Source organism: Erythrobacter sp. NE805, from assembly GCF_046452355.1.
GTDB lineage: Bacteria > Pseudomonadota > Alphaproteobacteria > Sphingomonadales > Sphingomonadaceae > Erythrobacter.
In genome coordinates, this window is sequence record NZ_JBKFDI010000004.1 from 143,395 (window position 1) to 168,042 (window position 24,648).

Below are 24,648 nucleotides of genomic sequence, written 5' to 3' on the forward strand. Positions count from 1 at the left end.
GTGTGCGTATCAGGTTTCTTAACTGTGTCCGAATCCTATGACGTTCGGCCCGCCCCATTTCATGCAGCGTCCACGGAACGACCTTGAGCTGCGGGACGCACCTTAATATCGATTGACAATCATTCGCAATAGCAAGAAACCGCGGCACCGATTCACCACAACCGGAGCCCCGATGTCCTCTCCCGCTGCCGCTGTCCGCCTTGCCGTCGCCGCCCTGCTCGCCTCGGTCGCCGCCCCCGCGCTCGCCGAGGCCGGGACCGCCGCCGCCGAAAGCGACAGCGCCGCCGAGGCCCAGGGATCGGGGACGACCGCCAGCCAGGCGACCTCGATCATCGTCACCGCCGACCGCGAGGGCGACCGGCTCCCGGATCAGTCGGGCACGTTGATCTTCGCCGGCAAGCTCGGCGACATCGCGGTGCTCTCCGACATCGCCCCGGTGCCGACCCGCAACCTGCGCGTCGCGCTCGCCGACATCCCGGGCCTGCTCGTCTCCGAGGTCTCGAACGGCGCCTGGGCCTCGCTCTCCTACCGCGGGCTCGGCGAGCCGCACGAGAGCTGGAACATCCTCACCCTCCAGGACGCCGTGCCGGCCGTCCCCGACATGTATTCCTACCCGGCGGGCTACTTCATCCCGCCCCTGGAGGCGGTCGAGCGGGTCGAGTTCATCCGCGGCGCTTCGGGCCTGCTCTACGGGCCGCAGCCGGGCGGGGCGATCAACTACGTCCTCAAGGGGCCGCGCCGCGCGGCCGGAGTGGAAGGGCAGGCGCGCCTCGCCGCGGGCAGCTGGGACCTGCGATCGGGCCTCGCCAGCCTCGCCGCCTCGAACGGCACGCTCGCCGCCGACGGCTTCGTCCAATATTCGGAAGGCGACGGCCCGCGCCGCGTCAATTCCGACCACCAGCAGACCACCGCGCGCGGCCGCGCGCACTACCTTGGCGAGAGCGTCACCGCGACCCTCGCGCTCGATTACTACAAGGGCGAGTTCGGCGAGCCCGGCGGCCTCAGCCGCGCGCGCCTCGCCGCCGACCGCCGCGACGGATCGACCCCGCGAGATCGCATCGCGATCGAGCGCCTCGCCCCGACCTTCGCGCTCGAATGGCAGGCGAGCGACGCGACGCTGGTCACCGCGCGCGCCTTCTACAGCCGCTTCGAGCGCACCAGCTGGCGCCAGGCGGGCGGGAGCTTCGGGCAGGTGACGCCCGACGCCAACGTGCTGATCCGCCAGCGCCAGGTCTTCGACACCGCCGGGATCGATCTGCGCGCCCGCCACGATTTCGGCAGCAGCGCGCAGCACAGCCTCACCCTCGGCGTGCTCGGCCACACCTCCGACGCGCCGGTCTTCGTCGACAAGGGCGCGAGCAACGCCGATTTCCGCGGCACCGCGGGCGCGCTCGCGCGGGTCTCGCGCAGCGGCGACACGCTCGCGGCTTTCGGCGAGGTCAAGCTCGGCCTCGGCGACGTGCATATCGTCCCCGGCTTCCGGGTCGAGCGGCTGCGCCAGAAGGTCGTCGAGACATTGGACCTTGCCACCGGCAGCGCCACCGGCGGCGGGCCCGGCGCGCCCAATGGCCCTCTCGGCAACCGCTCCGACACCCAGACCGTGCCGCTCTACGGGATCGGCGTGACCTGGGACGCGAGCGAGACCCTGCGCTTTGTCGCCAATGCCAGCCGCGGGTTCAAGCCGCTGCTCTACAATGACGGCGTGACCTTCCAGGCGGGCGTGGACGCGGCGGGGACCTTCGATGCCTCCTATGCCTTCACCGTCGAGGCGGGGCTCCAGGCCGAACCCGCGCCGCCCTTGCGGATCGACGCGAGCCTGTTCCGGGTGGAGTTCGAGAACCAGGTCGGCTTCCTCGCCGGGCCGCTGCCCGCCTCGCCGCCCTTCGGCGCGGTGGGCGCGGGCGGGGCGCGGCGGCAGAATGTCGGCTCGATGAGGAACCAGGGCGTCGATCTCGCGCTGCGGCTCGATCTCGTCGGGCCCGAGGGGCTGGCGAAGGCCGAGGGCGGCAGCTTGCGGCTTTCGACCAATCTCCAGCTGCTCGACGCGGATTTCACGAGCGGCGTGGCGGACGGCTTCACCCCGCAATATGCGCCCGAACACCTGCTGCGCTCGACGCTGGCGTGGATCGGCACGGACGGGGCGCGGGCGGCGCTGATCTTCACCTCGGTGGGCGATCAGCAGGGCGCGGACAACAACGTGGCCGATTTCTTCCTGCCGGGTTACGAGGTCTTGGATGCCTCGGTCGAATGGCCCGTCGCGGGCGGCTTCTCGGTCGGCGCGGGGGTGAACAATCTGCTGGATGAAGAATATGCCGGGCGGGTCCGGCCGGGCGGCGGCGGCGGCTTCGATCCGGGCGCGCCGCGGAGCTTCTACGTTTCGATCGGCTGGAAGGGCTGAAGCTCCTTCCTGCCGACCCGGCCCGGCTCAGGCGAGCAGGGTCGGGCTGGCGGGGATAATCGCGTAGGCGAAGCTCGCCGCGGTCAGCACGAGCGCGAAGGCGGCGGAAGCGAAGCGGGCGGCGGTGTCGGGAGCGAACATGGCTGTGGTCCTTGGCTTGGGGCTCTCGCCGGATCAGGCGACGAGCGAGGGGCTGGCGGGGAGGATCGCGTAGGCGAAGAAGGCGGCCGAGAGCACGACCGAGAAGGCGGCGGCGGCGAGGCGGCTGGTGGTTTCGGTGGCGAACATCTGAGGTCTCCTTTGGGCTTTGCTTCGTGTTTCCGGGACCGTCCCGGGGATGCCGGATAGATTGCATCAGGTGTGCCAAACTGGAGAAATGGCGGATTTCCGCGGTTTCGGGTCGCGCAGTGGCGCAGGGCCTCGTTCAGCGAAACGAAAGATTGGGATTCTTCGCCGCATTTTGGCGAGGCGCTTTTCCGGCCATGCGGAAGGGCGCGCTTTCCTACCGCTGTGCCGGGGCCTAGGATCGCGAGCGTCGCACATAGCGATGGCCCGCGCGAAAATTCGCCGAAAAACTCTTCGAAATCCGAAAAGTCGAGGCTTTGCAAGGACAAGGCCGCGATGGCGCGCGATTCCAGCCCGCTCCAGGGTGGGTCCACACCCCCTCCAGACCCCCTCCAGACCCCGCCTAGCCCGCGCCAGCCCGCTCCAGGACCGCCATTGCAGCGGCCTCGCTGACCACCTCGGCATACTTCGCCTGAAGATCGAAGAGATTCGCTTCGTGGGGGGCCGAATGCCGGTCGGCACAGGCCTCGCGCACCACCAGCGGGACGAAGCCGTGGCACACCGCATCGAGCGCCGAAGCGCGCACGCAGCCCGAGGTCGAATAGCCGCCGATCAGCAGGGTATCGACTCCTCGGGCATGGAGCATCCCGGCAAGCCCGGTCGCGAAAAAGGCGCTGGGAAACTGCTTCGTGACCACATGGTCAGCCGGATCTGCGAGCTCGTCCGGGAAGACGCCGAGCGGCGAGCCCTCTGTAAAGACACGCAAAACCGGGGACTTGCGCCAGAACACCCCGCCGTCCGAACCGTCCTCCCTGTAGCTGACATTGGTCAGCACCACCGGCACCCCAGCCCCCCGCGCGGCCTCGGCGAGCCGCCGGTTGCTCTCCAGCGCCGCGGCGGCGGTTTTCATGTAGAGGGGGGAGCTTTCCGCGAGATAGGCCGCCACGACATCGACCACCAGCAGCGCGGGCCGCGTGCCTGGCTGGAGTCGCCCCTCGAAGACGCCTGCGTAGGAGTCCGAGGGCGAGCCTCCAACCATCAGATCACCCCCGCCCCGGCGAGCCGCGCCAGTTCCTCGGGCCCGATCCCGAGCCGCTCGGCATAGACCTCGGCATTGTCCTGCCCCGGCTCGGCCGGGGCGGGGCGGCGGATCCCCGAGGGGGTCTTCGAGAGCTTGGGAAAAGCGTTCTGCATCATGATCTTGCCGCGGTTCTGCGTCTCCACCGCGACGATCGCCTGCCGCGCCTGGAAGTGCGGATCGGCGAGCATGTCGGGCGCGCGATAGACCCGGCCGGCGGGGATCGAGTGCGCGATCATGAGGGCATCGACCTCGTCGACGGTGAGCGTCCCGGTCCAGTCGTTGATCAGCGCATCGAGTTCGTCCTGGTGGTGCCCCCGCGCGATGTGGGTGGCATAGCGCTCGTCCTGCGCCAGCTCCGGGCGGCCCATCGCCTTGCAAAGCCGGGAAAAAATCGCATCGCCATTGGCGCCGATCATGTAGCTGCCGTCCTTGCAGGTGTAGACGTTGGAGGGCGCGATGCCCTTGAGCACCGAGCCCGAGCGCTCGCGGATCACGCCGTTGCGGTCGTACTCGGGGATGAGCCCCTCCATCACCTGAAGCACCGCTTCATAGAGCGCGGAATCAACCACTTGCCCCTCGCCGGTCCTCGAGCGGTGGTGGAGCGCGGCGAGAACGCCCATCGCGCCATATGTCGCACAAAGCGTGTCGCCGATCGAGATGCCCATACGGCTCGGCGGCCGGTCGGGCTCGCCGACGATGTAGCGCCACCCGCCCATCGCCTCGCCGATCCCGCCGAAGCCCGCGCGGTCGCTGTAAGGCCCGTCCTGCCCATAGCCCGACATGCGGGCGATGATGAGGCCGGGGTTCGCCTCGTGGAGCTCGGCGGGGCTCATCCCCCAGCGTTCGAGCGTGCCGGGCTTGAAGTTCTCGATCAGCACGTCGGCCTGCGAAATCAGCCGCTTGGCGAGCGCCTGTCCCTCGGGGACGCGCAGGTTGCAGGTGACCGAGCGCTTGTTGCGCGCAATCACCTCCCACTGGACCTTCTCCTCGCCCTGGCCCCAGTTGCGCATCGGATCGCCCGCGCCCGGCGGCTCGATCTTGACGACGTCCGCGCCCATGTCGCCGAGCAATTGCCCGCAGAAGGGCCCCGCGAGGAGCTGGCCCATCTCGACGACCTTGATCCCCTCCAGCGCGCTCACTCCGCGGCCTCCCTGAGGTTCCAGACCGGCTGCACAGGGGCGGGAAGGCCGGTTTCGGCCGCGCAGTTCGCCCGGAGCGCCTCGATACCGGGGCCATAGTCGAAGAGCGGGAGTTCGCCGCGCGAGGCAGACATTTCGGCCCGCAGCGCCTCGGTGGCGGCGACGTCCACCGCGCCCTCGGCGTCGGCGACCACGCCATAGGCGCGCGCGCCCTCTGGAGTGACGAGGCCCTGCCGGATTTCGAGGCCGACCAGCGCGGGATCGCGCGCCAGCGGGTCGCCCCAGCCGCCACCACCCCAGGTGATGAAGTGGAGGAGATCGCCGGCCTTCACCGCGACGCTCTCGACCTTGTTGCCGACGATCGCGGTGGTGCCGTCAGCGCGTTCGAGCACCTTCCTCGCCCGCGCACCCGGGTGGCCGCCATTGACGCCCCAGGGCGGGACGAACCAGCGGTCGTCATGGATCGCGATCTCCCCGTCGGCGAGGAAGCGGTAGGTCATGTGGATGCCGTTGCCCCCGCGGTGGAGGCCCGCCCCGCCGCTGTCGGGCGCGGTCGAATAGCGCTCGATGCGAAGCGGGAAGTAGCGCTCGAGGAATTCGTTGGGAACATTGGTGAAGCCCGGCCACAGCGAGTGCCCGTCCGGCCCGTCGCCCAGTGGCCGGCCCGGAATGCCGCCGAAGCCGATCTGGAACAGCTGGAACCAGTCGCGCGTCCCGTCCTCGCGCGCGTCCCAGCCGGAGTAGAACAGGTGCGGCGAGGAGGAGAAGCCGGCGGCGTTGAGGAACTCGGGCGTCTTCTGCCCGAGCAATCCGCCGAGGATGTCGAAGATCCGCCCCAGCGCGTGCGTCCGGCCCGAGAGCGCGGCGGGGAACCGCGGCTTCAGCAGCGAGCCCTCGGGGATGCGCACCTCGATGAGGTCGTAGAACCCGTCGTTGAACAGGATCTGCGGGTCGAAGACCATGATCATGTAGATGCCGAAGAACATCTTGAACATGTTCTCGTTGAGGAAGAAGTTGATCGAGGCCGCCGACTGAGGGTCGGTTCCCGCGAAATCGAGCACCACCTTGTCGCCCTCGCGCCACATCGTGCAGCGAATCTTATAGGGGCCGTAGCCCTTGCCGTCGTCGCAGATATAGTCCTCGAAGCTCACCGGCTCCTCGGCGACCGCCATGCCGATCAGCGCCTTCATCGCGCGGTGGTTGCGGGCGAGAAGCTCCTGCGTCGCCGAGACATAGACGTCGTCGCCGAAGCGCGTCGCCATCTCGATCACCCGGCGCGCGGCGACGCGGCACGAGGCGATGAGGGCGTTGAGGTCGGCCTGGCACCAGTCGGGCTTCCTGGTCTGGTGCATGACCAGCTTCATCAGGTCTTCGTTGTATTCGCCGCGCTTCCAGATCTTCACCGGCGGAATCCGCACCCCCTCCTCGAAGATCGAGGAGGCCCCGATGGGCATCGAGCCGGGGACCGCGCCGCCGATGTCGCTCTGGTGGCCGAACATCGCGGTGTAGGCGATCAGCCGCCCGTCCTTGAACACCGGCAGCAGCACCAGCCAGTCGTTGGAATGCGAGATCGCCCCGGCGCAGGAATAGGGATCGGACAGGAAGATCATGTCCCCGTCCTCGATCGTGCCCTCGTAGCTCTTGAGGAAGCCGTCGATGAAGCTGCCGAACTGGCCGACGATCATCTTGCCGGCGGGGTCGGAGATCAGCGGGAAGGCGTCGCCCTGTTCGCGGATGCCGGGGCTCATCGCGGTGCGCACGAGGGTCGCGTCCATCTCGATGCGGGCGTTCCTGAGCGCGTTCTCGATGATGTCGAGCGTGACCGGGTCGATGGCGACGGCGTTGAAGGGCGCGGGGTTGGTTTCGATGATGCGAGCCGGCATGGTCTTAGCCCTTCGCCTTCAGAGTGATCAGGATGTTGCCCACGGCGTCGACGGTCGCGCGGCAGTCGTGTTCGACGAGGGTGGTCGAATCCATCTCGGTGATGATCGCCGGGCCTTCGATGACGTCGCCCTGCCTGAGCTTCGCACGGTCGTAGATCACCGCCGCGCGCTCCTCGCCGCCGATCCACATCGCGTGATCGCGGATCCTGGCGGCGGCGGGGTTGCCGTCGCCCCTGGGGAGCTCGGCGGCGGGGAGGGCGGGGGCCTGCCCCTGAGCGACCGCGCGCAGGTTCACGATCTCGTGGGGCGTGTCCATGTTGAAGGTGAAGAGCCTGAGGTGCTCCTCGTCGAAGCGGGCGAGGATGCCTTCGATGCCGTCCCGCTCGAGCACCTCCCTGGTGATCGTCAGCGGCACCTCGAAGGCCTGCCCGGCGTAGCGCACGTCGATTTCGAAGAGCGAGGTGATCTGCTCCTCGGGGATGCCGTCCGCCAGCAGTTCGCCGCGGGTCTGGGCGGCCATCTCGTCGAGCACGCGGGCGAGGTCGGCGATCGCCGTGTCGCGGGCGAGACGCGAGAAGCTCCTCGCGGTCTCGGTGCGCATCCGGGTGGTCGCATCGCCCAGAGCGCAGAGCACGCCGGGGGAAACGGGCGAGATCGCGGGCCACGAGCCCATCAGCCGCGCGACCGCGTTGACGTGGAGCGGGCCGGCCCCGCCGAAGCCCATCAGCGCGAATTCGCGCGGGTCGTAGCCCTGCTGGACCGAGATCATCCGGAGCGCGCCGAACATGTTCTCGTTGACGATGTCGATGATCCCCCGCGCGGCCTCCATCAGCGTGACGCCGAGCGCGTCGGCGATGGTCTGCACCGCCGCCTTGGCGCCCTCGCGGTCGAGCTTGAAACTGCCGCCGAGCAGGTCCTCGGGGAGGTAGCCGAGCACCACGTTGGCGTCGGTGACGGTGGGGAGCGTGCCGCCCTTGGCATAGGCGACCGGCCCCGGCACCGCGCCCGCGCTCTCCGGGCCGACGCGCAGCGCCTTGGTGAGTTCGGGCACATGGGCGATCGAACCGCCGCCCGCGCCCACGGTCTTCACGTCCAAGGCCGAGGCGCGCACCGAGAGGTGGCCGACCTCGGTGGTGCGCTGGCGGCGCGGCTCGAGGCCCTGGATCAGCGCGACGTCGGTCGAGGTGCCGCCGACGTCGAGGGTGAGGATGTTCTGGAAGCCGGCATTCTTGGCGACCCACAACGCGCCGGTGACCCCGCCGGCGGGGCCGGACATGAGGATGTTGACGGGATGCTCCTCGGCCTTCTGGCTGCTCATCAGCCCGCCGTCGGAGCGCAGCAGCGAGAGGCGGCCCTTGAGACCCTCGGCCTCGAGCTTGGTGCGCAGGTTGGAGACGTATTTCGACACCACCGGCCGCACCGCGGCATTGGCGACGGTCGAGAGGGTGCGCTCGTATTCCTGCATCTCGGGCAGGACCTCGTGGGAGAGCGAGACGGGAATGCCCGGCAGCTCCTCGGCGGCGATCTGGCCGATGCGGGTCTCGTGCGCGCCGTTCAAGTAGGCGTTCATCAGGCTGACGGTGAGCGCCTCGATGCCCTCGCCCTTGAGCTTCCGCAGCGCCGCGCGGACCGCCTCCTCGTCGAGCGGGGCGACCTCTTTCCCTCGCGCGTCCATCCGCCCCGGCACCTCGACGGTGTGCTCGAGCCGGGCGAGGGGCTGGGGCTTGGGCCACACGATCCACGCCGCGAGGCCCCCCGGCACGTAGCTCCGCGCGATCTGCATGATGTCGCGGTACCCCTGCGTGGTGACAAGGCCGACCCGCGCGCCCTTGCCCTCGAGCACGGCGTTGGTGGCGACCGTGGTGCCGTGGAGGAAATAGGCGATGTCGGCGGCGGTGATCCCGGCCTTCTCGCAGATCGCCTTTACGCCCGTCAGGATGCCTTCAGAGGAATCATGCGGGGTCGAGGGCGTCTTGTGCCGCCAGAACGCCCCGCTCGCCTCGTCGAACAGCAGGAGGTCGGTGAAGGTCCCCCCGACGTCGACGCCCAGCCTGTAAGTCATGCCCAGTCCTTCTATGCCGCGCGCGCGACCGCCGAGGGGAGTTCGCGCCCCAGCTCGCCCGCAAACCACGTGTTGGCGGCGATCGCCGCTTCGAGATCGATGCCGGTCGCGACGCCCGACCGCTCCATCATGTAGACGAGGTCCTCGGTCGCGATGTTGCCCGTCGCCCGCGGCGCGAAGGGGCAGCCGCCGAGCCCGCCGAGCGCGGCGTCGAAGATGCGCACCCCCGCCTTGTACGCCTCCCAGGCATTGGCGATGCCGGTGCCGCGGGTGTTGTGGAAATGGGCGCGCATCGGGATCGCTGGCCCAAGCAGTTCGCCGAGTTTGCCGAACAGCTCGCCCGCCTCATGCGGGGTGCCGACCCCGATCGTGTCGGCCAGCGCGATCTCCTCCGGGCGCTCGATCGCGAGTTCCTCGGCGATGGCGAGCACCGTCTCATGCTTGACCTCACCCTCGAAGGGGCAGCCGAAGGCGGCGCTGATCGTGACCTGCGCGCGCATCCCCTCGGCGCGGGCGAAGCGCAGCATGTCGCGCGTCTCGGCAACGCCTTGCGCGATGGTCTGGCCCTGGTTGCGCTGCCCGAAGGTGTCGCTGGCGACCACCACGCAGCCGACTTGATCCACGCCGCGACGGCCGCCCTCGCGGGTGGCGAGTGCGCGCATCACCCCGCGCTTGTTGAGGACGAGGCCGACATAGATGCAGTCCTTCCGGTCGGGCAGGGCGGCGATCACGGCCTCGGCATCGGCCATCTGCGGCACCCGCGCCGGGTGGACGAAGCTCGCCACCTCGAGCCGCCGCGCGCCGTAGCCGATCATGCGGAGGATGAGCGCGCGCTTCACCTCGGTGGCGATGATGTCCGGCTCGTTCTGGAGCCCGTCGCGCGGGCCGACCTCGACCAGTTCGATTGATGCGCCTGACATGCCGTCCCGCCTGGTTGCTGCTGCTGCCCACTTACCGGGTTTGTATACAATTGCAATCGGGCTTTGCCGCCCGCCGCGAGGCTCTCAGCCGCCGCCGTCGTCCTGGTCGTTCGCTGCGGGGCCAACCGCGCGCGCGAAGGTGTGGAAGGCGCGGCGCAGGTGGCTGCCCATCACCGCGCGCGCCCAGTCGGGATCACGCGCGAGGAAGGCGGCGACGAGCTCGTCATGGTCGCGCGCCGACTGCCTCAGCTCGCCCTGCGAGTAGGTCCGCGCCGTGCGCAGCACCACCGGCGCCTCGATCAACCGCGCGAGCAGCTGGCGCAGGCGCGGCGAATCCGCGGCGTCGTAGATCACCTCGTGGAACGCGCGGTTGGCCTCGAGGAAGCGCGCGACGTCGGGCGGGGTCCGCTCGATCGCCGCCTTGAGGTCGCGGTTGAGCGCCTCGAGCGCGGCGACCTGCTCGCGCGAGAGGCGCTTGGCCGCGCGCTCGGCGGCGTGGCACTCGAGCATGCCGCGCAGGGTGAACATCTCCTCGATGTCGTCGCGGCTCCAATCGGCGACGAACAGCCGCTTGGTGTCCGAGCGCACCAGCAGCAGCTCGTCCTCGAGCCGCCGCACCGCCTCGCGCACGGGGGTGCGGCTCACCCCGGTGATCTGCGCGAGCTGGTCCTCGGTGAGCTGCTCCCCCGCGCCGACAGCACCGCTCAGGAGGTGCGCACGGATCTTGGCATAGGCCTGGTCGGAGGCGCGGCTCATGCGGCGGGGGTCTCGGGAGGGGGAGGGAAAGCGCGCAAGTTCATATGCATCCTCTCTGCGCCCGCCCCTGCGCCCCGGCAAGCCTGTGCGGCGGCAAAAACACACTTCCCTCGCCATCGCGCGTGCGGAATGCAAATCGCTTGACGGACGCGTTTTGTATACAATACCCACCGCGACACAGGCAACAGGGGAGTGCCGTGACGCAGATCGGGGGAACAGCGCCAGCCGTTCCGGGCAGGGCCCGGCGCCCTGCCGTGCGTCCGGCGCGCCGGTGCGCGATCCACCCGACCACCACCGCTGTTCCCGCTGCCCCCGTTCCCGCTTTTCCCAGGAGAGCCGCTCTATGAATGTCCGTCTGCTTCTTGCCTCCGGCGCGGCGCTCGGCGCCATCGCCCTCGCCACGCCCGCCGCCGCGCAGAGCGCTCCCGCCGACGCCCCGGCGGCCGCAAGCGAAGACGAGGGCCAGGAAGGGGGCGGCATCATCGTCACCGCCCGCCGCCAGTCGGAAAGTCTCCAGGACGTCCCCGCCGCGGTCACGGTGTTCACCGCCGAGACCCTCGCCGCGACCGGCGTTCAGCGCGCCGACGACTTCATCCAGCTCACCCCCGGCGTGACCATCGTCACCGGCACCGCCGAGGCGGGCGACACCCAGATCAACATCCGCGGCATCAACGGCGCGCGCGACGCGGAAAGCTCGGTCGCGCTGGTCGTCGACGGCATCCTCAAGACCAACACCGCGCAGCTCAACCAGAACCAGGGCACGCTGCGCCAGGTCGAGATCCTGAAGGGCCCGCAGGGCGCGCTCTACGGGCGCAACGCCGCCGCGGGCGCGATCGTGCTCCAGACGCTGAAGCCCGGCGACCGGCTCGAGGGCGGGGTGCTGGTTCGCGCCGCCGAGGACAACACCTACCTCGCCAACGGCTACATCGCGACCCCGATCGGCGAGAGCGCCGGCTTCGTGCTCTCGGGCAACTACTCGACCACCGACGGCTTCTTCCGCAACCGCTTCCTCGGCAACTCCAAGACCGTCGACGACCAGGAGGTGTGGGGCATCGACGGGCGCTTCGTCGCCGACCTCGGGCCGGACACCGAACTCGACGTGAAGGCCCGCTACGCCAAGCTCTCGGGCGCCTCGATCAACTTCAACGCGAGCTTCCACCTGCCCAATTTCGGAGCGGTCAACCCCGCCTTCTTCGAGGACGTCAACGAGCACCCCTTCGACTACTATTCGAACATCCGGCCGACCAACGATCAGGAAACCTTCGAGGCCTCGGCCAAGATCGAGCACAAGTTCGAGGGCGCGACCCTAACCGCGTGGGTGCTCTACAGCGATGTCGACCAGTCGCTGACCGCCGACGGCACCTCGGCCGATTTCGCGCGCTTCACCTTCCCCGGCAGCACCCCCGCCTCGGTCGCGGCGGCCAATAGCTGCGCCGCCACGACCCGGCAGCTCGCCGACTACCCGCTCAACCCGCCGACCTTCATCGGCACGAGCCCGGTGCCCTTCATCTTCAACCCCGCGACCGGCTCGACCTTCGGCGCCTACAGCCCGACGACCTGCGACGGAACGCAGTTCCAGTCGCGCAAGCAGAAGGACATCAGCGGCGAGATCCGCCTGTCGTCGAACGGCGACGGGCCGATCAACTGGCAGGTCGGCACCTACTACCTCAACATCGACCGCGAGGTGGGGGTGAGCCTCGGCGCGGACCTCGGGCAGGGGATCATCCCGCGCCTCTACAACGCGCCCTCGACGAGCAATCCGACGACCCAGCTCTACCACGACGGCTTCACCACCGACGTCTACGCGATCTTCGCCGCCGCCGACGCGGACGTGACCGACCGCTTCAACATCTCGGTCGCGGGCCGCTACGACATCGAGGACCGGAAGGTGAGGAGCCTCGTGCCGGCGGTGCGCGATCCGATCACCGGCGGCCCGATCAACCCTGGCCAGCAGGTGGTGAACGGCGTCGTCCAGCCGATCGCGCCGCAATCGGAGACCTTCGAGCAGTTCCAGCCGAAGATCTCGCTGCGCTACGAGCTCACCGACGACATCAACCTCTACGGCAACTGGGGCGTCGGCTTCAAATCGGGCGGCTTCAACAACCAGGGCTCGGCGGCGATCGTCAACTCGGCCTTCAACCAGTTCATCGGCACCAACGTGCTGATCAACGACAAGTATCGGAAGGAAGTCTCGAGCGCCTTCGAGGCGGGGGTCAAGGGCACGCTGCTGGACGGGACCGTCCGGTTCGACCTCGCCGGCTACTACACCAGCATCGACGACATGCAGTTCTTCGAGTTCTTCGTCGGCGGCTTCGGCCTGCTGCGCGTTGTCTCAAACATCGACAAGGTCGACGTCTACGGCGGCGAGCTCAACCTCACCGTCGAGCCGGTCAAGGGGTGGACGGTGTTCGGCGCGGCCAACGTCACCGGCAGCGAGATCAAGGCGAACGCCTCGCGCCCGCAGACGGTCGGCAACAAGTCGCCCTACACCGCCGACTACACGATCAACCTCGGCACGCAGCTCGACCTGCCGGTGACGGGCAGCGTCGATCTCGTCACCCGCGCGGACTACCGCATCACCGGGCCGACGTGGTTCCACACGCTCCAGAACGATACCAACCCGACGCTGTTCAGCGGGCTGCTCCCCGGCTCGGCGCTGCAACTGCCGGCTTCCTTCGGCACGGCGGACTACTCGGTGGCGCGGCGCGACGCCTTCGGGGTGATGGACCTGCGCGTCGGGTTCGAGGGCGAGAACTGGTCGGTGATCGCCTATGCCGAAAACCTCTTCAACGAGAAGTACCTGAACGAGGTCATCACCGCGGTCGAGTTCGGCGGCTCCTTCATTTCCCCCGGCGGGCGCCAGCGCTTCGGGGTGGAGCTGAGCTACAAGTTCTGACGCCTTCGGGCCGAAGAGGGAGCGCGCGGGGTTCTGCGACCCGCCCCGCGCGCTTTTCTCCTGCCCTCAGGGCGTGGGCGTGGCCGCGGGCTTCGCGGCGGGGCTCCACCACGAGAGCGTCTGGTTGTCGTGGGCCGAGGTCCACACCCCCGCGGGCGTCCAGCGCAGCGCGCCGCTGCCGACGGCGGGGCCCATGCGGGCGCGGATCTTGAGGCTGGCGGGGTCAATCACCACCATCGTCTGCACGTCGGTCGTGCGCAGCCACACCGCGCCGCCGCCGGTGTCGATATCGCCCCACTTGAGGTTGTCGCCGACCTTGGTGCGGCCCGCGACCTTGAGGCTTGCGGGATCGACCTTGGCGACCGTCCCGTCGCCCTGCTCCTGCACCCACACCGCGCCTTCGCCCGCGGCGAGGAAGCCTGGGGTGTCGCCGAGCGCGGCCGTACCCGTGACCGCGTTGGTCGCGGGGTCGATCCGCTGGAGCAGCTTGCCCTCGCTCGACACCGCCCAGAGCGCGTCGAAGCCCCACGCGAGATACCAGGTCTCGGGCACCACGCCGACCGTGGCGACGATCGCGTTGGTTGCGGGGTCGATCCGCGCGACCTTGCCCTCCGCATCGCTCGGCACCCACACCGAGCCTGCTCCGGCGACGACATTGGTCTCGCCCTTGGGATTGGCGAGGCCGGTCGCGATCTTCGCCTCGACGGCGGCGGTCCTGAGGTTGATCCGCCACACCTCGCCGCCCTTGCAATTGGCGACCCACAGCGAGCCTGCCGCGATCGCCATCGTCCCGCAGGGGCGCGGCACATCGGCCGACAGCTTCTTGCCGGCAGGCGACCATTGCTCGACCCGCCCGTCATTGGTGACCCAGGCCGTGTCGCCGTCGATCGCGATGAAGTCGGCAAAGCCGGGCACCTTCAGCGCATTCTCGACGAGGTCGGGCACCGGGCCGACCGCGTCATCCGGGGGCGGGCCCTGCTCGGCAGAGCAGGCGGCGGTGCCGAGCGCGGCGGCGAGGACCCCGGCGAGGAGCGGAGCGGCGGCGGGAGGCTTCATGCGGCGGGACCCTTCTGCAAGGCGCAGGGGCGGCCCCCGCACTCCCTTGCGCGAGGTCCCGCATCCCCTGCTGGCCGGAACAATCTCGCTCATATTACGTTTGCTGGCAATCGTAATATTCTCGGTGGACAAACGGCTCCGGGGGCCTGATGTTCGCAGGCGCAACATCGGGGACGAATCATGCTGAACAGCCTTGCTCGCTCGTGGCGCCGCATCTGGGCCTTGGCCCTGCTCTCCCTCACGGCGCTGCTGGTCACCGCCTGTTCGGGCGGCGAGGAGGAGGCCGCCGCGCCGCGCAAGGACTTCACCATCGGCTGGTCGATCTACGCCGGGTGGATGCCCTGGCCCTATGCCGAGCAGGCGGGGATCGTGAAGAAGTGGAGCGACAAATACGGGATCACGATCCGCTTCGTGCAGGTCAACGACTATATCGAGAGCGTCAACCAGTACACCGCGGGCAAGCTCGACGGGGTGACGGTCGCGAACATGGACGCGCTGACGATCCCGGCGGCGGGCGGCAAGGACACCTCGGCGATCATCCTCGGCGACTATTCGAACGGCAATGACGCGGTGCTGCTGAAGGGCGCGGATTCGGTCGCCGGGATCAAGGGCCGCGAGGTCTACCTCGCCGAGTTGTCGGTCTCGCACTACCTGCTCGCCCGCGCGCTCGAAAAGAACGCGCTGAAGCTCACCGACGTCAAGACGGTCAACACCTCGGACGCCGACATCGCCGCCGCCTTCGGCGCGCCGCAGGTGACCGCGGCGGTGGCGTGGAACCCGCAGGTGACGACCATGAAGGGCGTGCCGGGCGCGAGGGCGGTGTTCACCTCGGCGGACGTGCCGGGCGAGATCCTCGACCTGATGGTGGTCGACACCGCGACGCTCAAGGCCAATCCCAACCTCGGCAAGGCGCTCGCCGGGATCTGGTACGAGACGATGGCGCTGATGGCGAGGCAGGACGCCGAGGGCGCGGCGGCGCGGGCGGCGATGGCGAAGCTCGCGGGCACCACGCCCGAGGCTTTCGAGGGCCAGCTCGCCACCACCTTCCTCTACACCGATCCCAAGGCGGCGCTCGCCGCCATGTCCTCGCCCGATCTCGTCACCACCATGACCCGCGTGCGCGACTTCAGCTTCGCGCAAGGCCTGTTCGGGCAGGGCGCGCGCTCGGCGGATGCGGTGGGGATGAGCTTCCCGGGCGGCAAGGTGCTCGGCGATGCCAATGCCGTGACCCTGCGCTTCGATCCGACCTTCACGCAGGCCGCCGCCGACGGGACGCTCTAGGGCGATGCGCTGGGTGACCGCCACGCCGGGCCGGCGCGGAGCCCTGCTGCTCGGCGCGGCGCCGCTGGTGGTGCTGGCGCTCGGCTATGTCATCGCCGCCGCGGCGCGGCACGCCGACAATCCGGCCGACAAGATCCTGCCGCTCCCCGGCGCGATGCTCGCCGCCATGTCGGACCTCGTGCTCGAGCAGGACCGCCTGTCAGGCCAGTACCTGTTCTGGGCCGACACGCTGGCGAGCCTCGGCAGGCTCGCGGCGGGGCTGGGGATCGCGACCCTCTCGGCGCTGCTGGTCGGCCTCGTCCTCGGCGCGCTGCCGCGGGTGCGCGCGACCCTCGGCCCGCTGGTGACGGCCATCGCGGTGATCCCGCCGATCGCGCTCCTCCCCATCCTGTTCATCACCTTCGGCCTCGGCGAGACAGCGAAAGTGGCGCTGATCGTGATCGGCATCGCCCCCTTCATGATCCGCGACCTCGCCGGGCACATCGGCGCGCTCCCGCGCGAGCAGGTGGTGAAGGCGCTCACCCTCGGCGCCAATTCCTGGGGCGTGGTGCTGCGCGTCGCGCTTCCGCAGGCGCTGCCGCGGCTGTTCGAGGCCTTGCGCCTCTCGCTCGGCCCGGCCTGGGTGTTCCTGATCTCGGCCGAGGCGATCGCCGCCGACGTCGGCCTCGGCTACCGCATCTTCCTCGTGCGCCGCTACCTCGCGATGGATGTCATCATCCCCTACGTCGCCTGGATCGCGCTGCTGGCGGTGGCGATGGACTTCGCCCTGACCCGCTCGAGCCGTCGCCTGTTCGGCTGGGCCCACCTGGACGCGCGCTGATGGCCTTCCTCGCGCTCAGGAACGTCTGGGTCGAATATGGCGAGAAGGTCGTGCTCGAGCGCGTCTCGCTCGACATCGCGCAAGGGTCGTTCGTCTCGATCATCGGGCCTTCCGGCGCGGGCAAGAGCAGCCTCCTGCGCGTGATCCTCGGGCAGGAGCGCCCGACGCGCGGGAGCATCACCCTCGACGGCGCGCCGCTGCCGCCCGAGTGCGGGCCGGACCGCGGGGTGGTGTTCCAGCGCTACTCGGTCTTCCCGCATCTCACGGTGCTCGGCAACACCCTCCTCGGGCTCGAGTTCGCACAGGCCCCGCTCGCCGCGCGGCTGTTCGGCAGCGCCCGCCGCGCCGCCCGCGAGGAGGCCGAGGCGATGCTCCACGAGGTCGGGCTCGGCGACGCGCGGCACCTCTACCCCGCGCAGATGTCGGGGGGCATGCAGCAGCGCCTCGCGATCGCCCAGGCGCTCATCAAGCGGCCGCGCATCCTGCTCCTCGACGAGCCCTTCGGCGCGCTCGACCCGGGCATCCGCGCCGACATGCACGCGCTCATCACCCGGCTGTGGCGCGAGCACGGCCTCACCGTCATCATGGTCACCCACGACATCAAGGAGGCCTTCGGGCTCGGCACGCGGGTGCTGACGCTCGACAAGCGCCGCCACGATCCGCACGCGCCGCAGCGCTACGGCGCAGGGGTGGTCTATGACCTCGAACTGACGCGCAAAAGTCAGGAAGTACATGCGGAGCCGGGGATTGCGGACCCTGAACAAGCGGCCGGTATTACGATTGACACGATAGGTAATAATTGAGATGCAAGCCGCATGACCTCCCCCGAAACCCCGCGCCTCGCGCGCCTCTCGATGAGCCTGCCGGCGGACCTGTTCCGCCAGCTCGACATGATGGTGGAGGAGCGCGGCCTGCCCTCACGCTCGCAGCTGATCGCCGAACTGATCCGCCACGCGCTCGCCGAACACGAGGCGCTGACCCGCCCGGACGAGACGCTCGCGGGCACGGTCACCATCGTCTACACCGGCGGCGGCGGGCGGGTGCGCCAGCAGCTGGCCGAGACCCAGGGGGACTACCTCAAGGAGGTGATCTCCTCGCAGCACGTCTTCCTCGAGGAAGACCAGTCGCTCGAGGTGCTGCTGGTGCAGGGCCCGGCGGTCAGGCTGAAGCAGCTCTGCGATGCGCTCAGGGCGATCCGCGGCGTGCAGCAATTGCAGCTCGTCACCACCACCGCGCTGCTCCCGCCGCTCCACGAACAGGACCTGCCCCCCCACAAGGAGGCCGCCGAATGAGCGCGACCGCAGACCCCAAATCCGCCCGCGACCACGCCCGCGCGCAAGGGGGCACGCGGGTCGAGACCATGCCGGTCCTGCCGCCGGTGGCGGACGATCTGCCCGAAGGCGTCTCCCCTGCCGATCTGGTGTGGGAAGAGACCATCGCGCCCGGCGGCTACGCCTCGCGCAGGCTGGCGCGCGGCACGCGGCTGCGGCTGATCGACAAGGCGGGCGATGCCTGCGCGAGCCTCAACATCTTCAACGCCGAAATGCCGACCGAGCGGCTCAACGTCGCCGACACGGTCAAGGTGCAGTGGAACGCCTATCTGGGGGCGGGCAAGCTGCTGCTCTCCGACATGGGCCGCGTGATGGCGAGCATCCTCGAAGACGGCGCGGGGACGCATGACACCTTCTGCGGTGTGTCCAATGCAGCCTCCAACCTTCGGAAATACGGGGAAGGGCGCAATTCCGGCGCCTTCCCCAGCGGGCGCGACCGGCTGATCCTCGGCGCGGCCAAGCATGGCCTCACGCGCCGCGACGTTCACCCGGCGGTGAACCTGTTCAAGGGCACGAAGATCGAGGCCGATGGCAGCATCACGCCCATTGTCGCCCCCTTCGTGCCGGGCCGCGCAGTCCTGCTGCGCGCCGAGATGGAGGTGATCCTCGTGATCGCCAACTGCCCCCATGTCCTCGACCCGCGCGAGGGTTGGCACTCGACCCCGCTGCGCGCGACCGCGTGGCGCGGGGCGGTGACGGGCGAGGACGATCCGGTCCGCACCGCCACGCCGGAGGGGCTCAGGGCCTTCCTCAACACCGAGGACTACTACCGCCGCTAACCCCTTCCCACGAGAACGCGAACATGACCAGCGATCCGGCCCTCTCCGGCCTTTCCGGCACCATCATCCACGACGAGATCGTGCCCGCCCGCGCGCCGTGGCTGCACCATGTGAAAGCGGGCGAGGTGCTGCGGATCGTCGATGTCGAGGGCAATCAGGCGGTCGATTTCCTGATCTACGCCGCCGCCGACGATGCCGAGCGCTATTCGGCGCAGGATACGGTCGCCGCGCAGGGCAACCTGTTCCTGCGCACCGGCAGCGTGCTGCTCTCGAACGAGGGCAATCCGATGATGACCATCGTCGCCAGCGCCGTGGAGTATCACGACACGATCGGCGGGGCCTGCTCGTGCGAATCCAACACCCTGCGCTACGGTCATCACACGAAGTCGCAACACGCCTGCGTCGACAATTTCCTCGAGGCGAACCTTCGCGAGGGGCGCGGCAAGCGCGACATGGTCTCCAACATCAACTTCTTCATGAACGTGCCGGTGGAGGATGACGGGACGCTGGGCATCGTCGACGGCATCTCCGCGCCGGGGCTGACCGTCGACCTGAGGGCCGAGATGGACGTGATCGTCGTCGTCTCCAACTGCCCGCAGATCAACAACCCCTGCAACGGCTTCAACCCGACCCCGGTGCGGATGATCGTCGCCGCATGACGTTCGACACCGTCCTCATCGCCAACCGGGGCGCGATCGCGACGCGGATCATCCGCACGGCGAAGCGCATGGGGCTGAGGACGGTGGCGGTCTATTCGGACGCCGACGCAGGCTCGCTCCACGTCAGCGCGGCGGACGCGGCGGTGTGCATCGGGCCGGGCCCGGCGGCGCTCTCCTATCTGAACGTCGAGGCTATCCTCGCGGCGGCGAAGGCAACCGGGGCGGGCGCGATCCACCCCGGCTACGGCTTCCTCGCCGAGAATGCCGATTTCGCGGAAGCCTGCGCGGCCGCGGGCATCGCCTTCATCGGGCCGACGCCGGAGAACATCCGCACCTTCGGCCTCAAGCACTCCGCGCGGGCGCTCGCCGAGGCGCAGGGCCTCCCGCTCGCGCCCGGCACGGGGCTGCTCAAGAGCGCGGACGAGGCGGCGGAAGCGGCGGCGCGGATCGGCTATCCGGTGATCCTCAAGGCGACCGCCGGGGGCGGCGGCATCGGCATGCGGGTGTGCGAGGACGAGGCGCAAGTGCGCGCGGGCTTCGCGACCGTCGTCCGCCAGGGCGAGGCGAGCTTCGGCGATGCGGGCGTCTTCCTCGAACGCTACGTCCCCCGCGCGCGGCACATCGAGGTGCAGATCTTCGGCGACGGCACGGGCCGGGTCATGGCGCTGGGCGAGCGCGATTGCTCCTTGCAGCGGCGCAACCAGAAGGTCGTCGAGGAGGCCCCCGCGCCGTGCCTTGCGCCGGAGAAACGCGCCGAGCTGATCGCCGCTGCCGTGCGGCTCGGCGAGGCGGCGCGGTATCTCTCCGCCGGCACGGTCGAGTTCCTCTACGACGCGCAACGCGAGGATTTCTTCTTCCTCGAGATGAACACCCGCCTCCAGGTCGAGCACGGCGTCACCGAGGAGGTGATGGGCATCGACCTCGTCGAGTGGATGATCCGCGGCGCGGCGGGCGACTTCGCGATGCTCGATGCGCCCGCGCCGCAGCCGCAGGGCCACGCGGTGCAGGTGCGGCTCTATGCCGAAGACCCGGCGATGGATTATCGCCCGACCACCGGCACGCTCACCAATGTCGCTTTCCCCGAGGATATCCGCGCCGAGACCTGGGTCATGGCCGGCAGCGAGGTCAGCGCCTTCTACGATCCGATGCTGGCGAAGCTGATAACCCGCGCCGACACCCGCGCGGCCGCCATCGCGTGGATGCAGCGGGCGCTCGATGCCTCGCGGGTCGACGGGATCGAGACCAACCTCCGGTGGCTGCGCGAGGTCGTGCGGCACGGGGGCTTCACCTCCGGCAATGTCTCGACCCGGATGCTCGACGCCGTCACCTGTCAGCGCCGCGCGATCCGGGTGATCGCCGGGGGCACCGCGACCTCGGTGCAGGACTGGCCCGGGCGGCTCGGGCTGTGGAGCGTGGGCGTCCCGCCCAGCGGGCCGATGGACGACCGCTCCTTCCGCCTCGGCAACCGCATCCTCGGCAATCCCGAGGGCACCGCGGGGCTGGAGGTCACGGCGAGCGGCCCGACCCTGCTGTTCGAGGCCGAGGCGACGATCTGCCTGACCGGCGCCGACTTCGCCGCGACCCTCGACGGCGCGCCGGTCCCGCGCGGAGAGGCGCTCCCCATCGCCGCCGGGCAGACCCTCGCGATGGGCCGGGCGAGCGGCGGGGGGATGCGCGGCTATATCCTCCTCGCCGGAGGGCTCGACGTCGTCCCCTATCTCGGCAGCGCCGCGACCTTCAGCCTCGGCCAGTTCGGCGGCCACGCCGCGCGCGCGCTGGTGGCGGGGGATGTGCTGCACCTCGGATCGGGCGCGGTGGGCGAGGGCGAGGCGGCCGCACTCCCTCAACTCGGCCGCGAATGGCACCTCAGGGTCCTCTACGGCCCCCACGGCGCCCCCGATTTCTTCACGCCTGCCGATATCGACACCTTCCTCGCGGCCGAATGGCAGGTGCACTACAATTCCAACCGGACGGGCGTGCGCCTCGTCGGCCCCAAGCCCGAATGGGCGCGGCGCGACGGGGGGGAAGCGGGGCTCCACCCTTCCAACATCCATGACAACCCCTATGCGATCGGCGCAGTCGACTTCACCGGGGACATGCCGATCATCCTCGGCCCCGACGGCCCTTCGCTGGGCGGCTTCGTCTGCCCCTTCACCGTAATCGCCGAGGACCGCTGGATGATCGGGCAATTGAGCCCCGATGACCGGGTGCGCTTCGTGCCGGTCAGCATCGCCGATACCGCGACACCGCAGCCGATCGCCGCGCTTTCCCCGATCCTCGCCGAGCTACCCGCCACCGCCACCCGCCCGCGCACCACCTACCGCCAGCAGGGGGACCGCAACATCCTCGTCGAGTACGGCGAGATCGTGCTCGATATCGCGCTGCGCATCCGCATCCATGCGCTGATGCAGGCGCTGGAGGCGATGAACCTCCCCGGCGTGATCGACATCACCCCCGGCATCCGCTCGCTCCAGCTGCACTTCGACGGGGAGCGCCTCGATCAGGCGGGGGCGCTCGCCGCGCTGATGGAATGCGAGGAGGCGATGGGTGACCTCGCCGACTTCGAGGCGCCCTCGCGGATCGTCCACCTGCCCTTGAGCTGGCGCGATCCGGCGACGCAGGAGACGATCGACAAGTACGTCGCCGCCGTCCGCGACGATGCGCCGTGGTGCCCCGACAACATCGAGTTCATCCGCCGCATCAACGGCCTGCCCGACGCGCAGGCGGCCCACGACCTGATCTTCAATGCGAGCTACCTGGTTCTCGGCCTCGGCGACGTCTATCTCGGCGCGCCGGTCGCGACACCACTCGATCCGCGCCACCGGCTCGTCACCACCAAGTACAACCCGGCGCGCACCTGGACCCCGCCCAACGTGGTGGGGATCGGCGGGGCCTATATGTGCATCTACGGGATGGAGGGGCCGGGGGGCTACCAGCTGTTCGGGCGCACGGTGCAGGTCTGGAACACGCACCGGCAGACGGCGGAATTCACCGGGGGCAAGCCGTGGCTGCTGCGGTTCTTCGACCAGATCCGCTTCTTCCCCGTCAGCGCCGCGGAACTCGCCGAGTGGCGGCGTGATTTCCCCCACGGGCGGCGTTCGATCCGCATCGAGGAGACGACGTTCCGCCTCGTCGACTATCGCAAGTTCCTTGCAGACAATGCGACAAGCATCGCCGCCTTCGAGGCCTCCCGTCAGGCCGCCTTCGATGCCGAGCGCGCGGCGTGGGAGGCCTCCGGCGAGTTCGACCGGGTCAGCGCCTTGCTGGGGGCCGATGACGGCGCGGGCGAGACGGCGGCGATCGACATCCCCGAGGGCGCCGACCTCATCGAGGCCCCCTTCGGCGGGAGCGTTTGGAAGCTGCTCGTCGCACCCGGTGACGCTGTGGCCGAAGGCGAGGTGATCGCGGTGATCGAGGCGATGAAGATGGAGTGCCCCTTCGAGGCCCCGGCAAGCGGCACGGTCGAGGCTGTGTATATCGCCGAAAGCCAATCGCTCAGCCCCGGCGCGCCGATGCTGGCCTTGCGGAGGGCCTCATGAGCACCTTCACCCGCATGAGTGCCGGGGCCATCGCGGACGCCGTTAACAGCGGTGCGACCACCGCCAGCGCGGTGATGGAAGACACCCTCGCGCGCCTTGCCGCCTATGACGCGCATCAGCCGCAGGTGTGGATCAGCCGCTTCGACGCCGACACCCTGCGCGCCGCGGCCCGCGCCGTCGATGCGCGCGTGGCCGCTGGCGAGCGCCTGCCGCTTGCCGGGGTGCCCTTCGCCGCCAAGGACAATATCGACGTTCTGGGGCTCGACACAACCGCCGCCTGCCCGGCCTTCGCCTATCGCCCGGAGCGTTCGGCCAGCGTGATCGAAAGGCTCAAGGCGGCGGGGGCGATCTGCGTCGGCAAGACCAACCTCGACCAGTTCGCGACCGGCCTCGTCGGCACGCGCAGCCCCTATGGCATTCCGCGCAATGCCTACAACCGCGATTACGTGAGCGGCGGGTCGTCCTCGGGCTCCGCGGTGGCGGCGGCGGCGGGGCTGGTCGCCTTTGCGCTAGGCACGGACACGGCGGGTTCGGGGCGGGTGCCGGCGGCGTTCCAGCACCTCGTCGGGCTGAAGCCGAGCAAGGGGCGGTGGAGCACGCGCGGCCTCGTCCCCGCCTGCCGGAGCATCGACTGCATCACCGTCTTCACCGTCAGGCTCGAGGATGCCGCCGCCGTCGACGCGGTGCTGGCGGGCTTCGACGCCGCGGACCCCTTCTCGCGCCCGCCCGGCGACCTGCCCCTCAAGGGCAAGCGCATCGGCGTGCCGCGCCGCGATCAGCGGCAGTTCTTCGGCGACGTGCAGGCCGAGCACCTCTACGCGCGCGCCCTCGCCACGCTGGCGGGGCAGGGCGAGCTCGTGGAAATCGACATCACCCCGCTGCTCGAGGCCGCACGCCTGCTCTACGGCGGGCCGTGGCTGGCGGAGCGCACCGCCGCGATCCTGCCGCTCCTCGAAAGCAACCCCGAGGCCATCGACCCGACCGTGCGCGAGATCGTGAGCGCGGGGCTGGACATGAGCGCGGTCGAGGTATGGCAGGGCCACTACCGCCTCGCCGAACTCGCCCGCGCGGCGCAAGGCCTGTGGGAGGAGGTCGACGTCCTCGCCTTCCCGACCACCGGCACCACCTACCGCGTCGCCGAGCTCGCAGCCGCGCCGATTGCGCTCAACAGCAACCTCGGGCTCTACACCAATTTCGTGAACCTGCTCGACATGGCCGCGATTGCTGTGCCCGCCGGGGCGCGCGACAATGCGACGGGCTTCGGCATCACCCTGATCGGCCCGGCGCACACCGACCGGGCGCTGGTCGCGCTCGCCGGGAAATACCTCGCCGCGGCCGACTTGCCGCCACTCCCGCAACTCGATCTCGGAGACCGCATGGACAGGATCAAACTCGCCGTCGTCGGCGCGCATCTCGAAGGCATGCCGCTCCACTGGCAGCTCACCAGCCGGGAGGCGACCTTCGTCGGCGCCTTCACCACCGCGCCCAATTACCGGCTCTACGCGATGGCGGACTCCGTCCCGCCCAAGCCCGCGCTGGTCCATTCCGAGGACGGGGCGGCGATCCAGCTCGAGGTCTACGAGCTCGGCCTTGCCGAGTTCGGCAGCTTCGTCGCGGAAGTTCCCCCGCCGCTCGCGATCGGCACCGTGACCCTCGCCGACGGCAGCAGCGTCAAGGGCTTCGTCGCCGAGCCGCGCGCGCTGAACGGCGCCGAGGACATCACCCACCTCGGCGGCTGGCGCGCCTACATCGCTTCGCGGTGA

Annotated in this window: 19 protein-coding genes; 10 read left to right on the forward strand and 9 right to left on the reverse strand. The window is 69.7% G+C overall.

Annotation, left to right across the window (positions count from 1 at the left end; all coding sequences use genetic code 11):
* Positions 1–172 precede the first annotated feature (172 nt).
* Entirely contained in the window at positions 173–2,398 is a 2,226-nt protein-coding gene (locus tag ACLBKU_RS14760; RefSeq protein ID WP_410180317.1) for a TonB-dependent receptor family protein, read from the forward strand.
* Between the two features lie 27 nt (positions 2,399–2,425).
* Here ACLBKU_RS14760 and ACLBKU_RS14765 read toward each other — a convergent pair whose 3' ends face one another.
* From ACLBKU_RS14765 to ACLBKU_RS14800, 8 genes are all read right to left on the reverse strand, one after another.
* A complete protein-coding gene (locus tag ACLBKU_RS14765) occupies positions 2,426–2,539 on the reverse strand; it encodes an enoyl-CoA hydratase (RefSeq protein WP_410180318.1) in 114 nt (37 codons plus the stop codon).
* A gap of 33 nt (positions 2,540–2,572) precedes the next feature.
* Complete coding sequence (locus ACLBKU_RS14770; protein WP_410180319.1) at positions 2,573–2,686, reverse strand: enoyl-CoA hydratase; 114 nt, start codon at positions 2,684–2,686, stop codon at positions 2,573–2,575.
* A 400-nt stretch (positions 2,687–3,086) separates the two neighbouring features.
* Positions 3,087–3,722, reverse strand: a complete 636-nt coding sequence (locus tag ACLBKU_RS14775) for an isochorismatase family protein (RefSeq protein ID WP_410180320.1) — start codon at positions 3,720–3,722, stop codon at positions 3,087–3,089.
* Complete coding sequence (locus ACLBKU_RS14780; protein WP_410180321.1) at positions 3,722–4,903, reverse strand: CaiB/BaiF CoA transferase family protein; 1,182 nt, start codon at positions 4,901–4,903, stop codon at positions 3,722–3,724. Before ACLBKU_RS14780 ends, ACLBKU_RS14775 begins: the two co-directional genes overlap by 1 nt.
* On the reverse strand, positions 4,900–6,786 hold the full coding sequence (locus tag ACLBKU_RS14785; RefSeq protein ID WP_410180322.1) for a hydantoinase B/oxoprolinase family protein: 1,887 nt from the start codon (positions 6,784–6,786) through the stop codon (positions 4,900–4,902). Before ACLBKU_RS14785 ends, ACLBKU_RS14780 begins: the two co-directional genes overlap by 4 nt.
* Positions 6,787–6,790: 4 nt before the next feature.
* Positions 6,791–8,848 (reverse strand): hydantoinase/oxoprolinase family protein, encoded by a 2,058-nt coding sequence (locus ACLBKU_RS14790; protein ID WP_410180323.1) that lies wholly within the window; start codon positions 8,846–8,848, stop codon positions 6,791–6,793.
* 11 nt (positions 8,849–8,859) lie between these two features.
* Positions 8,860–9,768 (reverse strand): hydroxymethylglutaryl-CoA lyase, encoded by a 909-nt coding sequence (locus tag ACLBKU_RS14795; RefSeq protein WP_410180324.1) that lies wholly within the window; start codon positions 9,766–9,768, stop codon positions 8,860–8,862.
* An 84-nt stretch (positions 9,769–9,852) separates the two neighbouring features.
* Positions 9,853–10,524 carry a GntR family transcriptional regulator gene (locus ACLBKU_RS14800; RefSeq protein WP_410180325.1) on the reverse strand — a complete coding sequence of 224 codons (672 nt, stop codon included), beginning with the start codon at positions 10,522–10,524 and terminating at the stop codon, positions 9,853–9,855.
* A gap of 343 nt (positions 10,525–10,867) precedes the next feature.
* On the opposite strand from ACLBKU_RS14800, the gene ACLBKU_RS14805 reads away from it, so the two are divergent.
* Positions 10,868–13,420 carry a TonB-dependent receptor gene (locus ACLBKU_RS14805; protein WP_410180326.1) on the forward strand — a complete coding sequence of 851 codons (2,553 nt, stop codon included), beginning with the start codon at positions 10,868–10,870 and terminating at the stop codon, positions 13,418–13,420.
* 66 nt (positions 13,421–13,486) lie between these two features.
* On the opposite strand, the gene ACLBKU_RS14810 is transcribed toward ACLBKU_RS14805, so the two are convergent.
* On the reverse strand, positions 13,487–14,476 hold the full coding sequence (locus ACLBKU_RS14810; RefSeq protein ID WP_410180327.1) for a YncE family protein: 990 nt from the start codon (positions 14,474–14,476) through the stop codon (positions 13,487–13,489).
* 180 nt (positions 14,477–14,656) lie between these two features.
* Here ACLBKU_RS14810 and ACLBKU_RS14815 point away from each other — a divergent pair, with 180 nt between their 5' ends.
* The 8 genes from ACLBKU_RS14815 to atzF are packed head-to-tail and all read left to right on the forward strand — an operon-like array spanning position 14,657 to position 24,648.
* Entirely contained in the window at positions 14,657–15,757 is a 1,101-nt protein-coding gene (locus tag ACLBKU_RS14815; protein ID WP_410180328.1) for a putative urea ABC transporter substrate-binding protein, read from the forward strand.
* Positions 15,758–15,761: 4 nt separating this feature from the next.
* The gene (locus tag ACLBKU_RS14820) at positions 15,762–16,577 is read left to right on the forward strand and encodes an ABC transporter permease (protein ID WP_410180329.1); all 816 of its coding nucleotides are present in this window, start codon (positions 15,762–15,764) and stop codon (positions 16,575–16,577) included.
* Positions 16,577–17,380, forward strand: a complete 804-nt coding sequence (locus tag ACLBKU_RS14825; RefSeq protein ID WP_410180330.1) for an ABC transporter ATP-binding protein — start codon at positions 16,577–16,579, stop codon at positions 17,378–17,380. Before ACLBKU_RS14820 ends, ACLBKU_RS14825 begins: the two co-directional genes overlap by 1 nt.
* A gap of 12 nt (positions 17,381–17,392) precedes the next feature.
* Positions 17,393–17,869 carry a CopG family ribbon-helix-helix protein gene (locus tag ACLBKU_RS14830; protein WP_410180331.1) on the forward strand — a complete coding sequence of 159 codons (477 nt, stop codon included), beginning with the start codon at positions 17,393–17,395 and terminating at the stop codon, positions 17,867–17,869.
* Positions 17,866–18,687 (forward strand): urea amidolyase associated protein UAAP1, encoded by an 822-nt coding sequence (locus ACLBKU_RS14835; RefSeq protein ID WP_410180332.1) that lies wholly within the window; start codon positions 17,866–17,868, stop codon positions 18,685–18,687. The genes ACLBKU_RS14830 and ACLBKU_RS14835 overlap by 4 nt, the downstream gene beginning before the upstream one ends.
* 23 nt (positions 18,688–18,710) lie before the next feature.
* Positions 18,711–19,346, forward strand: coding sequence for an urea amidolyase associated protein UAAP2 (locus tag ACLBKU_RS14840; RefSeq protein ID WP_410180333.1), 636 nt, complete (start codon positions 18,711–18,713; stop codon positions 19,344–19,346).
* Positions 19,343–22,885, forward strand: a complete 3,543-nt coding sequence (gene uca, locus ACLBKU_RS14845) for an urea carboxylase (RefSeq protein WP_410180334.1) — start codon at positions 19,343–19,345, stop codon at positions 22,883–22,885. Before ACLBKU_RS14840 ends, uca begins: the two co-directional genes overlap by 4 nt.
* Positions 22,882–24,648 (forward strand): allophanate hydrolase, encoded by a 1,767-nt coding sequence (atzF, locus tag ACLBKU_RS14850; RefSeq protein WP_410180335.1) that lies wholly within the window; start codon positions 22,882–22,884, stop codon positions 24,646–24,648. The genes uca and atzF overlap by 4 nt, the downstream gene beginning before the upstream one ends.

Bases quoted from the DNA above. Each gene is read 5' to 3' on its own strand.
- ACLBKU_RS14760 (WP_410180317.1), top strand. From the start codon at position 173: ATGTCCTCTCCCGCTGCCGCTGTCCGCCTTGCCGTCGCCGCCCTGCTC.
- ACLBKU_RS14765 (WP_410180318.1), bottom strand. From the start codon at position 2,539: ATGTTCGCTCCCGACACCGCCGCCCGCTTCGCTTCCGCCGCCTTCGCG.
- ACLBKU_RS14770 (WP_410180319.1), bottom strand. From the start codon at position 2,686: ATGTTCGCCACCGAAACCACCAGCCGCCTCGCCGCCGCCGCCTTCTCG.
- ACLBKU_RS14775 (WP_410180320.1), bottom strand. From the start codon at position 3,722: ATGGTTGGAGGCTCGCCCTCGGACTCCTACGCAGGCGTCTTCGAGGGG.
- ACLBKU_RS14785 (WP_410180322.1), bottom strand. From the start codon at position 6,786: ATGCCGGCTCGCATCATCGAAACCAACCCCGCGCCCTTCAACGCCGTC.
- ACLBKU_RS14790 (WP_410180323.1), bottom strand. From the start codon at position 8,848: ATGACTTACAGGCTGGGCGTCGACGTCGGGGGGACCTTCACCGACCTC.
- ACLBKU_RS14795 (WP_410180324.1), bottom strand. From the start codon at position 9,768: ATGTCAGGCGCATCAATCGAACTGGTCGAGGTCGGCCCGCGCGACGGG.
- ACLBKU_RS14800 (WP_410180325.1), bottom strand. From the start codon at position 10,524: ATGAGCCGCGCCTCCGACCAGGCCTATGCCAAGATCCGTGCGCACCTC.
- ACLBKU_RS14805 (WP_410180326.1), top strand. From the start codon at position 10,868: ATGAATGTCCGTCTGCTTCTTGCCTCCGGCGCGGCGCTCGGCGCCATC.
- ACLBKU_RS14810 (WP_410180327.1), bottom strand. From the start codon at position 14,476: ATGAAGCCTCCCGCCGCCGCTCCGCTCCTCGCCGGGGTCCTCGCCGCC.
- ACLBKU_RS14815 (WP_410180328.1), top strand. From the start codon at position 14,657: ATGCTGAACAGCCTTGCTCGCTCGTGGCGCCGCATCTGGGCCTTGGCC.
- ACLBKU_RS14820 (WP_410180329.1), top strand. From the start codon at position 15,762: ATGCGCTGGGTGACCGCCACGCCGGGCCGGCGCGGAGCCCTGCTGCTC.
- ACLBKU_RS14825 (WP_410180330.1), top strand. From the start codon at position 16,577: ATGGCCTTCCTCGCGCTCAGGAACGTCTGGGTCGAATATGGCGAGAAG.
- ACLBKU_RS14830 (WP_410180331.1), top strand. From the start codon at position 17,393: ATGACCTCCCCCGAAACCCCGCGCCTCGCGCGCCTCTCGATGAGCCTG.
- ACLBKU_RS14835 (WP_410180332.1), top strand. From the start codon at position 17,866: ATGAGCGCGACCGCAGACCCCAAATCCGCCCGCGACCACGCCCGCGCG.
- ACLBKU_RS14840 (WP_410180333.1), top strand. From the start codon at position 18,711: ATGACCAGCGATCCGGCCCTCTCCGGCCTTTCCGGCACCATCATCCAC.
- uca (WP_410180334.1), top strand. From the start codon at position 19,343: ATGACGTTCGACACCGTCCTCATCGCCAACCGGGGCGCGATCGCGACG.
- atzF (WP_410180335.1), top strand. From the start codon at position 22,882: ATGAGCACCTTCACCCGCATGAGTGCCGGGGCCATCGCGGACGCCGTT.